This is a genomic window from Aeromonas sp. 19NY04SH05-1, from assembly GCF_040581895.1.
Lineage (GTDB): Bacteria > Pseudomonadota > Gammaproteobacteria > Enterobacterales > Aeromonadaceae > Aeromonas > Aeromonas enteropelogenes.
This window is the reverse complement of the sequence record NZ_CP095328.1, coordinates 2,048,787-2,061,069: the sequence shown is the minus strand read 5'-3', so window position 1 is coordinate 2,061,069 and position 12,283 is coordinate 2,048,787. Positions and strand designations below refer to the sequence as shown.

General features: G+C 63.5%; 9 protein-coding genes. 8 read left to right on the top strand and 1 reads right to left on the bottom strand.

Annotated features, from left to right (window positions below; translation table 11 throughout):
* Nucleotides 1–62: 62 nt before the first annotated feature.
* Nucleotides 63–1,220 carry an acyl-CoA dehydrogenase family protein gene (locus MRK42_RS09525; RefSeq protein ID WP_338612463.1) on the bottom strand — a complete coding sequence of 386 codons (1,158 nt, stop codon included), beginning with the start codon at nt 1,218–1,220 and terminating at the stop codon, nt 63–65.
* Nucleotides 1,221–1,481: 261 nt separating this feature from the next.
* On the opposite strand from MRK42_RS09525, the gene MRK42_RS09520 reads away from it, so the two are divergent.
* Genes MRK42_RS09520 through MRK42_RS09485 form a run of 8 tightly spaced genes read left to right on the top strand, consistent with a single transcriptional unit; the run spans nt 1,482 to nt 12,282 of the window.
* A complete protein-coding gene (locus MRK42_RS09520) occupies nt 1,482–2,630 on the top strand; it encodes an isovaleryl-CoA dehydrogenase (RefSeq protein ID WP_338612254.1) in 1,149 nt (382 codons plus the stop codon).
* A 55-nt stretch (nt 2,631–2,685) separates the two neighbouring features.
* Nucleotides 2,686–4,320, top strand: a complete 1,635-nt coding sequence (locus tag MRK42_RS09515; protein WP_338612253.1) for a carboxyl transferase domain-containing protein — start codon at nt 2,686–2,688, stop codon at nt 4,318–4,320.
* A gap of 10 nt (nt 4,321–4,330) precedes the next feature.
* Nucleotides 4,331–5,170, top strand: a complete 840-nt coding sequence (locus MRK42_RS09510; protein WP_042029139.1) for an enoyl-CoA hydratase-related protein — start codon at nt 4,331–4,333, stop codon at nt 5,168–5,170.
* On the top strand, nt 5,167–7,137 hold the full coding sequence (locus MRK42_RS09505) for a biotin carboxylase N-terminal domain-containing protein (protein ID WP_338612252.1): 1,971 nt from the start codon (nt 5,167–5,169) through the stop codon (nt 7,135–7,137). The genes MRK42_RS09510 and MRK42_RS09505 overlap by 4 nt, the downstream gene beginning before the upstream one ends.
* Nucleotides 7,134–8,090: a hydroxymethylglutaryl-CoA lyase gene (locus tag MRK42_RS09500; RefSeq protein WP_338612251.1), complete on the top strand. Its 957-nt coding sequence runs from the start codon at nt 7,134–7,136 to the stop codon at nt 8,088–8,090. The genes MRK42_RS09505 and MRK42_RS09500 overlap by 4 nt, the downstream gene beginning before the upstream one ends.
* Nucleotides 8,091–8,105: 15 nt before the next feature.
* Nucleotides 8,106–8,516 (top strand): MerR family DNA-binding transcriptional regulator, encoded by a 411-nt coding sequence (locus tag MRK42_RS09495; RefSeq protein ID WP_224209475.1) that lies wholly within the window; start codon nt 8,106–8,108, stop codon nt 8,514–8,516.
* 37 nt (nt 8,517–8,553) lie between these two features.
* Nucleotides 8,554–9,315, top strand: coding sequence for an ABC transporter substrate-binding protein (locus MRK42_RS09490; protein WP_225632188.1), 762 nt, complete (start codon nt 8,554–8,556; stop codon nt 9,313–9,315).
* A 48-nt stretch (nt 9,316–9,363) separates the two neighbouring features.
* On the top strand, nt 9,364–12,282 hold the full coding sequence (locus tag MRK42_RS09485; RefSeq protein ID WP_338612250.1) for a DUF748 domain-containing protein: 2,919 nt from the start codon (nt 9,364–9,366) through the stop codon (nt 12,280–12,282).
* Nucleotide 12,283: the final 1 nt, after the last annotated feature.

Genomic DNA, 12,283 nt, shown 5'->3' with positions numbered 1-12,283 from the left:
GTTGCATGGCACCAAACCGGGTCTGGCTCACAAAGCGATCCCGCACACCGGGAGCATGCCCGTCACCCCAGCGCCAGACCGGCGTCCGCCAGCAGACGGCGGGCGATGATGAGCCGCATCACCTCGTTGGTCCCTTCCAGAATACGGTGTACCCGGGTATCGCGCAGGTAGCGTTCCAGCGGATACTCGCGGATATAACCATAGCCGCCAAAGAGTTGCAGAGCCTCGTCGCAGCCCCGGTAGCCCACATCGGTGGCAAAGCGCTTGGCCATGGCGCACCAGGCGCTCTTGTCCGGACTGCCCCGATCCAGCTTGTCAGCGGCCTGGCGCACCATCAAGCGGGCGGCGGCCAGTTCGGTGGCCATGTCGGCCAGACGAAACTGCACGCTCTGAAATTCGCTGATCGGGCGCCCGAATTGCTGGCGCTGCTGGACATAGGCCAGCGCGTCATCGAGGGCCTGCTGGGCGGTGCCCACCGAACAGGTGGCGATATTGATACGCCCGCCATCGAGGGCCTGCATGGCAAACCTGAAGCCTTCCCCCTCTTGGCCCAGCCGGTAGCTGGCGGGGATGCGCACGCCGTTGAAGGCCACCTCACGGGTCGGCTGGCTGTTCCAGCCCATCTTCTCTTCTGCCTTGCCATAACTCACGCCAGGCGTGTCCGCCGGCACCATAAAGGCGGAGATCCCCCCCGCCCCCTCGCCACCGGTGCGCGCCATCACCACCAGCACATCCGTGCTGCCTGCCCCCGAGATAAACACCTTGTTGCCCTCAATGAGATAGCTATCCCCATCGCGCACGGCGCGGGTCTTGAGAGCCGCAGCATCGGAGCCCGCCCCCGGTTCGGTGAGACAATAAGAGCCCAGCAACTCGCCGCTGGCGAGCCTGGGTACCCACACCTCGGCGACATCGGCTGGTAGCCAGCTGCCCAGCATCCAGCTCACCATGTTGTGGATGGTGAGATAAGCCGTGGTGGAGGTGCACCCCATGGCGAGACGCTCGAAAATAAGGCTGGCATCGAGCCGTGAGAGCGCGAGACCGCCATATTGCTCCTGAGTGTAGAGGCCGCAAAAACCCAGCTCCGCCGCCTGCTTGATGGTGGGGATGGGGAATTCGTGCTCCCGATCCCAGCAGGCGGCATGGGGTTTGAGCGCCTCGTTGGCAAAGGCGGTCGCCGCCTCGACATAGGCCTGCTGATCGTCTGTCAGGGTAAAGTCCATCTGCTGTTTGCACTCCCTTTCACGTTCTTGATGGGCACGACCAGCATGGCCCGCCACTATCCGTTCATCCATCCGGCACGCGCTCCTGACCAGAAAGGCCAGCAGGTTTGCCGTCGCCCGGATTGGATTTTACCTTAGACTAACAATTGATTTACGTTTACGCTAACGTAAACTTAGGCACGAATGGACTGACCAGTCTGGCGCTGCCACTCCCGGGGAGCCACACCAGCAGGTCAGTTGTCCCACCGAAGGAGAGCAAGGATGCATGCAGTGATGGATGAGACCCTCTGCGCCCTGACCGAGCAGGTCGCGGCCTTCTGCCAGAAAGTGATCGCGCCGCGGGCCGGCGAGATCGATCAGAGCAACGCCTTTCCACGCGATCTCTGGCCCCTGATGGGGGAGCTGGGGCTGCACGGCATCACGGTGGCAGAGGAGTATGACGGGGTGAACCTCGGCTATCTTGCCCATGTGCTGGTGATGGAGCAGGTGAGCCGCGCCAGCGCCTCGGTCGGCCTCTCCTACGGCGCTCACTCCAACCTCTGCATCAACCAGATCCACCGCCACGGCACCCCTGATCAGAAGGCGCGCTACCTGCCTGATCTGGTCAGCGGCAAGCATGTGGGGGCGCTGGCCATGAGCGAGCCGGGAGCCGGCTCCGACGTGGTCAGCATGCGCCTCACGGCCGAGCGCGATGGCGATCACTTCGTACTCAATGGCAACAAGATGTGGATCACCAACGGTCCGGATGCCGACACCTTCGTCATCTATGCCAAAACGGATGCCAGCGCCGGGCCCAAGGGGATCTCCGCCTTTATCGTCGAAGCGGGCACAAAGGGCTTCACTACCGCCCAGAAGCTCGACAAGCTCGGCATGCGCGGCTCCAGCACCTGTGAGCTGGTATTCGACAACTGCCGCATTCCGCAAGAGGGCCTGCTCGGCCCATTGCATGGCGGGGTCAAGGTGCTGATGAGCGGCCTCGATTACGAGCGGGTGGTGCTGGCGGCCGGCCCCCTTGGCATCATGCAGGCCTGCATGGACGTGGTGCTGCCCTATGTGCGCGAGCGCAAGCAATTCGGCCAGGCCATCGGCGAATTTCAGCTGGTGCAGGGAAAATTGGCCGATATGTACACTCGTCTGGCCAGCAGCCGGGCCCTGGTCTACTCGGTGGCAAGCGCCTGCGACGCCGGTCACACCAGTCGCAAGGATTGCGCCGCCGCCATCCTGTTTGCCGCTGAAAACGCCACCCAGATGGCGCTCGATGCCATTCAGCTGCTGGGGGGCAACGGCTACATCAACGAATACCCCACCGGCCGCCTGCTGCGGGACGCCAAGCTTTATGAAATTGGCGCTGGCACCTCGGAAATTCGCCGCTGGCTCATTGGCCGCGAGCTGATGGGAGACAACGCATGAACCGCCTCGATCCAGTCACAGCCATCGGCAGTCATTTGCAACTGGGAACAGACGCATGAGCAGACTTCACTCCCGCCTCGATACCGCAAGCCCGGAATATGCGACCAATCGAGCCGCCATGCAGGCGCTGGTCGACGATCTCAATGCCCGTCTGGAGGAGATAGCCCAGGGTGGCGGCGCCACCAACAACGCCCGCCATCAGGCCCGCGGCAAGCTGCTGCCCCGCGAGCGCATCAACCAGTTGCTGGACCCGGGCTCCCCCTTTCTCGAACTCTCGGCGCTGGCGGGCTGGCAGGTCTATGACGAGCCGGTGCCCGCCGCCGGCATCATCACCGGCATCGGGCTCATCTCGGACAGGCTCTGCATGCTGGTAGTGAACGATGCCACCGTGAAGGGGGGCACCTACTACCCGCTCACGGTGAAAAAGCACCTGAGGGCCCAGGCGATCGCCGAGCGGCTGCGCCTACCCTGCCTCTATCTGGTGGATTCCGGCGGCGCCTTTCTGCCGATGCAGGACGAGGTCTTTCCCGACCGCGATCATTTTGGTCGCATCTTCTACAACCAGGCCCGCATGTCGGCCCAGAACATCCCCCAGCTGGCGGTGGTGATGGGGCTCTGCACCGCAGGCGGCGCCTATGTACCCGCCATGGCGGACGAGTCCATCATGGTCAAGGAACAGGCCACCATCTTTCTGGCTGGCCCGCCGCTGGTCAAGGCAGCGACCGGCGAGGAGATCAGCGCAGAAGCCCTCGGCGGCGCCGAGGTGCACTGCGCCCACTCAGGCGTCGCCGATCACCTGGCCCGCGATGATGCCCATGCCTTGGCCATCGCCCGCACTCTGGTTCGCAACCTGGGGGCGAGCGATCCGGGCGAAGACCCGTTCCCGGTGTCGGGTGTCGCTTCGCGCTCCCCTACCTACGAGGAACCCTGCTATCCGGTTGAGGAGCTATACGGCCTGGTAGGTACCAGCCTCAAGCGTCCTTACGATGCCCGCGAGCTCGTCGCCCGCCTGGTGGATGGCTCGGAGTTTGACGAGTTCAAGGCACTGTTCGGCACTACCCTGGTGACCGGCTTCGCCCGGATTGCGGGCATGAAGGTGGGGATCCTCGCCAACAACGGAGTCTTGCACAGCGATAGCGCCCAGAAAGGAGCCCACTTCATCCAGCTTTGCAACCGGCGCACCATCCCGCTGCTCTTCCTGCAGAACATCACCGGGTTTATGGTAGGGAGCACAGCGGAAAAAGAGGGGATCGCCAAACATGGCGCCAAGCTGGTTACCGCCGTGGCCTGCAGCCGGGTGCCCAAGATCACCCTGATCGTCGGCGGCAGCTTTGGCGCCGGCAACTACGGCATGTGTGGTCGCGCCTATGAGCCAGACTTTCTCTTTAGCTGGCCCAACAGTCGCATCTCGGTGATGGGGGGCGAGCAGGCCGCCGGGGTGCTGGTGCAGGTGCGCCGGGACAAGCTGGCCGCGGAAGGAAAAATGTTGAGCGAGCAGGAGGCTGCCGCCATCCGCGCCCCGGTGATCGACCAGTATGAACGACAGGGCCACCCCTATTACGCCAGCGCCCGCCTGTGGGATGACGGCGTCATCGACCCCGCCCAGAGCCGCACCGTGCTGGCGCTGGCACTGGCTGCCTGCCAGGGGGCCGGGATGGGCCCGGAACAGTACGGCATCTTCCGGATGTAAGGAGTTCGACATGTCCGACCCAATCTGCAATGACCCCCTGGCCGGTTTTCGCCTGGAGCGGCACGGCCCGCTGATCGAGCTGATCCTGGCGCGTCCGGCCCGCCACAACGCCTTCGATGACGATCTCATGCTGGGGCTGCTCGATTGCCTCGACGATCTGGCCCATCGCCACGGGCAATCCCTCGCCGAGCGACCTCACGCCCTGATCCTGCGGGCGGAGGGCAAACATTTTTGCGCCGGCGCCGATCTCAACTGGATGCGCAATCTGGCCCACGCGGATTTCGAGCACAACCGGGAGGATGCCCGGGTGCTGGCGCGGCTGATGCAAACCCTGGACGAGCTCCCCTTCCCCACCATTGCCCTGGTGCAGGGCGCCGCCTACGGCGGGGCGCTCGGCCTTATCTGCGCCTGCGATCTGGTGCTGGCGAGCGACGATGCCCGCTTCTGCCTCTCCGAGGTAAGCCTGGGGCTGGTGCCTGCGGTGATCAGCCCCTACGTGGTACGCGCCATGGGGATGCGCCAGGCCCGCGCCTACATGCTGAGCGCCGAACCGTTCGATGCCATCACCGCCTGCCGGCTCAATGTGGTGCACCGGCTCAGCAAACCGGAACAACTGCTGCACGACGGGCGGGCCCTGGCCCTGCGGCTGTGTCGCAACGGCCCGGAGGCGATGAAGGAGACCAAGCGACTGCTGGCCGCCATCGAACACCACGCGCCCGCGCTTCATGAAGAGAGAACCGTCGAGACCATCGCCCGGGTGCGGGTCGGTCTCGAAGCCCAGGAGGGGATGCAGGCCTTCTTCGACAAACGGCCCCCCGCCTGGCGTCCCCGTTTCAAGGATGAAACATGACTCATATAAGCCCCATCAAACGACTGCTCATCGCCAATCGCGGTGAAATCGCGGTGCGCATCATCAAGACAGCCCGCCGGCTCGGCATCCATACCATCGCCCTTTACTCGGATGCGGACGCCCGCGCCATGCATGTGCGCGAAGCCGACGAAGCCTGGCATCTGGGGCCCGCCCCTGCGCGCGAAAGCTACCTCGACACAGCCAAGGTGCTGCGCATCGCCAAAGAGGCCAACACTGATGCCATTCATCCGGGCTACGGTTTTTTGTCGGAGAACAGCGACTTTGCCCACGCCTGCGAGCAGCAAAACCTGCGCTTTATTGGGCCAAGCGGCGACGCCATCCTCGCCATGGGCGACAAATCCGGCGCCAAGGCGCTGATGCAGGCGGCAGGCGTGCCCGTGCTGCCGGGCTACCACGGCGCGGACCAGTCACCCGAGGTGTTGCGCGAGCAGGCGCGACTGACCGGCTTTCCGCTCCTTATCAAGGCGGCCAGCGGCGGCGGCGGCAAGGGGATGCGTCGGGTCGAGCAGATAGAGACCTTTGACGAGTCGCTGGCGGCGGTGAAACGGGAAGCATTGGCCGCCTTCGGCGATGATACCGTGCTCCTTGAGCGCTATCTGGCCAAGGCCCGCCATGTGGAGGTGCAGGTGTTTGCCGACAGCCTTGGCAATGCCATCTATCTGGGGGACAGGGACTGCTCCTTGCAGCGCCGCCACCAAAAAGTCATTGAAGAGGCTCCCGCCCCCGACATTTCCCCTTCCCTGCGCCGCGCCATGGGCGAGGCGGCCGTGGCTGCCGCCCGGGCCATCGATTACCGGGGCGCCGGCACCATCGAGTTTCTGCTGTGCGGGGAGGAGTTCTTCTTTATGGAAATGAACACCCGATTGCAGGTAGAGCATCCGGTGACCGAGTGCATCACCGGCCAGGATCTGGTGGCCTGGCAACTGGCGGTAGCCGAGGGGAAAGCGCTGCCGCTCACCCAGGAGGAGGTGCGCTTGCAAGGCCACGCGGTGGAGGCGCGCCTCTACGCCGAGGATGTGGCAGCCGGTTTTTTGCCCGCCAGCGGCCCCATCGAGTGGCTCAACTGGCCGAACGGGGTACGCATCGACACCGGCGTTGCCGCCGGCGATGCGGTGAGCCCCTATTACGACCCCATGATCGCCAAGCTGATCGCCCACGGCCAGAGCCGCGCCGAGGCTTTTGCCAGCCTGGCCGACGCGCTGGCGGCGCTGGAGCTGGGTCCTCTGGTGCACAATGGATCTCTGCTGCTGCGCCTGTGTGAAGAGCCCGAGGTGCTGGCAATGCGCCACCACACCCAGTGGCCCATTCCGACCGAGTCACGGGTCATTCCAGAGCTCGCCTGGCCGCTCGCCGCTCTCTGGCTCGCCAGTCGCCCCACCGGCTCCTCTCCCTGGCAACAGGCCGTCGGCTTTCGTCTGGGACAGACCAAAAGCTTTGCGGCGGCGGTGCGAATTGGCGAGGAGGCCAAGGTCGTGACCCTGCATGAGCGTGCGGGCACCTTGTTCTGGCAAGAGGAGCCACACGCCTATGAGCTGGGCGCCGATCATATCCGTCTGCAGCAGGCGGGGAGCTGGCAGCGCTACCCCATCCACTCGCTGACCGGGGGCGATTATGTGCTGCAGCTGGCCGGTCAACGCATTCGCTTCTCGGCCGATGATCAACGCCATCAGCACCACCATGATCAGGGTGCGGATGCCGCCAGGGGCGCGATTGCCCCCATGCACGGCATCGTGGTGGCGCTGCAAGTCGAGGCAGGCCAGCACGTCAATAAGGGGCAACCCCTGCTGGTGCTGGAGGCGATGAAGATGGAACATGTCTTGCGGGCAGATAGGGACGGGATAATCGAGGCCCTGCAGTGCAGGCAGGGGGAGCAGGTGAGCCAGGGAGCCATGCTGGTGCGATTTGCCGGGGATCAGTCGACGGACAGTCAGGAGAGCAGTCGATGACGAGGGAACATGACGTGAGGGACGACAGGGTCAGCCTGGTGGAGATGGGGCCGCGGGACGGCCTGCAGAATGAAGCCAATACCCTGTCCCTGGTGCAGCGGCTGGAGCTTATCCAGCGGCTGGCCGAGAGCGGCCTGCAACGGATCGAGGTGGGGGCCTTCGTCTCCCCGAAGAAGGTGCCCCAGATGGCGGATTCCGCCGCCCTGTTTGCGGCACTGCCCCGCAAGGGCCCGACCCGCTATGGTGCCCTGGTGCCCAACCTGCAGGGATTGCAGGCGGCCATTGCCGCCCGCGCCGACGAGATTGGCCTCTTCACTGCCTGCTCGGATGGATTTACCCGGGCCAATATCGGCATCAGCGTCGAGGAGTCGCTGGTGCGCTTCGCACCTTTGGTGCAGGAGGCGCGCCAGCTTGGCATCAAGGTGCGCGGTTATCTCTCCACCGTGATCGCCTGCCCGTTCGACGGCCCCACCCGACCAAAGCGGGTCTCGGCCATGGCCGAACGCCTGCTGGATCTCGGCTGTCACGAGATATCCCTGGGCGACACCATAGGCGTCGGCACCCCGGGCACGGTCGCCACCATGCTGGATGCGGTACTGCACGAGATCCCGGCTGGCCGGCTCGCGGTGCATTTTCACGACACCTATGGCCAGGGGCTGGCTAACCTGCTACCAGCGCTGGAGCGCGGCATCCGCACCATCGACTGCTCGGTAGCCGGGCTCGGCGGCTGCCCCTATGCCCCCGGCGCCTCCGGCAATGTCGCCTCGGAGGAGGTGGTCTACCTGCTGCACGGCCTTGGCATGAGTACCGGGGTGGATCTCGACAAGCTGGCCGCCACCGGTCAGTGGGTGAGCGAGCGGCTCGGTCGCCCCAACGGCTCCCGGGTCGGTCAGGCCCTCCATGCCAATGCCGAGCGGTTGCGAGCACGGCTTTGCCAGCCATCCCCTCACTAACTGGAGTCCATCACCATGGCCAATGCCCTGCCCGGCAAGGAGATCACCTACAGCATCTCCGAGCTGGCCCACGAATTTGACATTACGCCGCGCACCATCCGCTACTACGAAGATGAAGGGCTGCTCACCCCGACCCGGGAGGGGCAATCCCGCATCTACCGCCACAAGGACAAGATCCGCCTGAAGTTGACCCTGCGTGGCAAGCGGCTGGGCTTTACGCTGGCGGAGATCCGCGAGCTGTTCGACATGTATGACACCGACCGCTCGAGCAAAAACCAGCTCCATTCCATGATCCAGCTGATCGATTCCAGGCGCCAGGTACTGCGCCAGCAGCTCGAAGATATCCAGATGGTGATGGCCGAGCTGGACGCGGCCGAGCAGCGCTGCGTTAATTCCCTTAACGGCTTGAAAACCAGCGCAGATTAACCGAATCTGGGATCATTTCCCCCTTTCGGGACATCCCATGACACGCTGGTGCTGGTTACTGCTGTTGCTCTGCTCTACGGCATGGGGCCATCCCCTGATCCGGGTCGGTGGCTACCCCTACGCGCCCTTCGTGGTCAAGGAGGGAGAAAACCGCTATAGCGGACTGACGCTGGATCTCATCGCACTGCTCAACAAGGCCCAGCAGGAGGTGCGTTTTGTTTTCGTCCCCACCTCCGCCGTTCACCGCAGCAGGGCCATGGCCCTTGGTCGCTACTCCCTCATCCTGTTTGAAGAGATCCGCTGGGGTTGGGATGCCGGCGCGGTGCGCATGACCCGGCCACTGCTGCTGGGCGGCGAGAAGTATGTCGCCCTGAGGGAACCCAACCGGGATCAATCCTTTTTCAAGGATATCGCCAGGCGCCAACTGATCGGCGTCAGCGGTTATCACTACGGCATCGCCGATTGGAATGCCTCTCCGGAAGAGCTCAAACGCCGCTTCAACATCACCCTGGTCAAGGACAACATCAGCGCCCTGCAAGGGCTCTTCAAGGGGCGCGGTGAAGTGGTCATTCTCAATTTTTCCTACCTGAACCAGTTCCGAATCCAGTTCCCGGAGCAGGCGGCGCAGCTTTTTTACTCTGACAAATGGGATCAGCACTACCTGCTCAGGGCCCTGCTGAGCCCCACGGCGAGCATCACTACGGATCAACTGGAAACCTGGCTGAACAAACTCGAGAAAAATGGACAATTGACCCAACTCTGGACAAAGTACGGCGTGCAGCATCAAGTGGCACCATGATTGTGCCTCGACAATTTGTTATCCTGTGCGCATCAATTGGAGACCCCCATGCTCAAGCCCCTGCGCACCCGCCTTCTACGCTACGCCCTCTATCTGTGCGCCGCCCTGTTCATCGCCCTTGGCATCCTGGTTTGGCAGGCGCCGACCCTCACCCAGCGTTACTTGCCTGACTGGCTGGCCACCCACTACGGCCTGAACCTCACCCTGGGGGAAATTGACGTCACCCTGCGCTCCCCGTCACTCACCATAGGCCCCTCGACCCTGCTTGATGACAAGCAACACCCCATCGTCACCTTCGAGCAATTGCAGGTCATACCGGCCTTCGGCGAAAGCTGGCGCCAGCGCGCCATCATCCTGAGCGATGCCACCCTCACCAAGCCAACCATCACCCTGGTGCGCCTTGCCGACAACAAGGAGGGAGTCCGCTTCAACCTGACCGAGGCCCTCACCCGGGTCCTGAGCCCCAGCGAAACGACCGCTGACAGTGGTGACACTCCGCTCGTCCTGCAAATAAATAAGTTGGCGGCGCACGAGGGAGATGTCGTTTACCTGGACAGCCGCAAGTCCAGCGCGCCAGGCTGGGTGCCCACCCTTGCGCTTAGTGACATTGACTTGCAATTGCCAGGCTTCACGACGGCAACGGGGGGCTCCAACCACTTTCAGCTGAGCGCTACCCTCAACAAACAGAGCCCGCTCAAGGCGAGCGGCCAGTTCGATCTCTTGACCGGGGCCGGCAAGGGGAGCGTCAGCCTCGGCAAGCTGGCGCTGGCCCCCTTCGCCCCGCTCTGGGCTCCCTACCTCAAGGTCAATCTGGCCAAAGGGAGCGCCAGTGCCGAATTTGACTACCGCCTCGACCAGAGCAAACAGGGGCTGGGCTGGCAGCTGAGCAAGGGCAAGCTGCAGCTGGACAACTGGCAGTTGCAACACCCGAAAGGGGCCGAATTTGCCCGCTTCAAGCGGCTGGCCCTGAGCGGGATCGCGCTTGATGGCACCACACAGTCGTTCAAGGCCGAGCGGCTTGCCTTGAGCGCCCCGTCCCTCACCGCCAATCTCAATGCCAAACAGGAGCTGGATCTGGCCGCGTTGCTAATCCCGCAGCCTGCCGCCAAACCGGCAGGCAAAAAAGCAAGCAAGCAGGCCGAAGGTGGCAAGCCCTGGCAGTGGACGCTCAAACAGAGCAAGATCACCCAGGGCAACTTCAAGCTGACCGAATCGAGCAGCGGCAAGCCCTTGCAGCGGGAGCTCGCAAACCTTGATCTCACTCTCGGCCCGCTGGGCAGCGAGCGTGCTCAGCGCAGCCCCCTCACCCTGCAGGCAACCCTCAATAGCCAGGGCACCAAAAAACCGAGCTCGCTGGGGTTTAACGGCGCCCTGGTCCTTGACCCCTTCAGCCTCGACGGGGAGCTCAAGCAACAAGGACTGCCCCTCAAATGGGCCCAGCCTTATCTGCAGGATCTGCTGCGCATCAGCGTGCGTGACGGCCTGCTCGCCAGTCACACCAAGCTTGCCCTGGCCACCGATGCCAAGGGAGATCTCAGCAAACTTGAGGTGAGCGGCGGGCTCGACATCGAGAGGCTCAACGTGCTGGATCGGGCCGACAACCAGCGCCTGCTGCAGATTGAGCGCCTGCAACTGAGCGACCTGCACTATGACGGCATCCGCCAGCAGGTGAATATTGAGGATATCCTGCTGCGCAAGCCCTTCGCTCGCATCGAGATCAACGAGGATCGCGTCACCAACCTCCAGCAACTGTTGCTGCCACAGCCTGCCGGCGACAAGCCCGCCAGCGGCCCGGCCCCCCGCGTCACCATAGGCCAGATCCGCACCGAGCAGGGCAACCTGCGCTTTGCCGATCGCAGCCTGAGCTCGGATTTTGTGGCAGATATTGCCTCCCTCAACGGCCAGAGCCGCCATATCAGCAATATCCCGGGCCAACGTTCGGAGCTCTCTTTCAACGGCAAGGTGGATCGCTACGCACCTGTCACCATTCGCGGGGGTACCAACCTGCTCATCGAGCACCCGGTGATGGATGTGGCCGTCACCTTCACCAATCTGGAACTCACCACCTTCAGCCCCTACTCCACCACCTATGCCGGTTACGCCATCGACAAGGGTCAGCTCTCCATGAAGCTCAACTACAAGTTGCAGGGCAGCAAGCTGGAAGGTGACAACGACATCATCATCAAGAAGTTGCAGCTGGGAGAGAAGGTGAAAAGCGAGCAGGCCAAGGATCTGCCGCTGGGGCTGGCCGTCGCCCTGCTGAGCGACGCCAACGGCGTCATTCAGATGAACCTGAAAGTCAAAGGGGATCTGGATCAGCCCGACTTCAGCCTCGGCAACATCTTCTGGAACGTGCTCGGCAACACCCTGAGCAAGGCCATTACCTCCCCCTTCTCCCTGCTGGCTTCCCTGGCTGGGGGCACGAAAGATCTGGACGAGCTTCCCTTCCTGCCCGGCAGCCCCGAGCTGACCCCCACCCAGCAGGCGAAGCTGGCCAAACTGGCCCAGGCCCTCAAGGAGCGTCCCAAGCTCAGCCTGAACATTCGTGGCAGGGTCAATTTCAATGAAGAGCGTCCCATATTGCAGCGCCAGAAGCTGGAGCGGGTGCTGGCCAAGATCACCGGCAACCCGGTCGACCTCAATCTGCTGGAGCAAGACCCCGCCATGCAGGCCGCGCTGGCCGATGCCTACGAGGCGCGCTTTGACGAAGATCTGGGGGAGCTGGCCGATCGCCTTCATATGGATGAAGAGAGTGCTCCCCTGCGGGCCCAGGCGGTGATCCTGCTGCGGGATCAGCAACTGATCACCGCCAAATCCCTGCGCAATCTGGCCATGCGCCGCGCCCAGAATACCAAGGAGTATCTGGTCGATAACCAGGGCATAGCACCGGAGCGGTTGTTCGTACTCGACAGTCAGGTCAAGGAGGAGGATAAGGAAGCCAAGGTGGTGCTGACCCTGGATGAGTAAG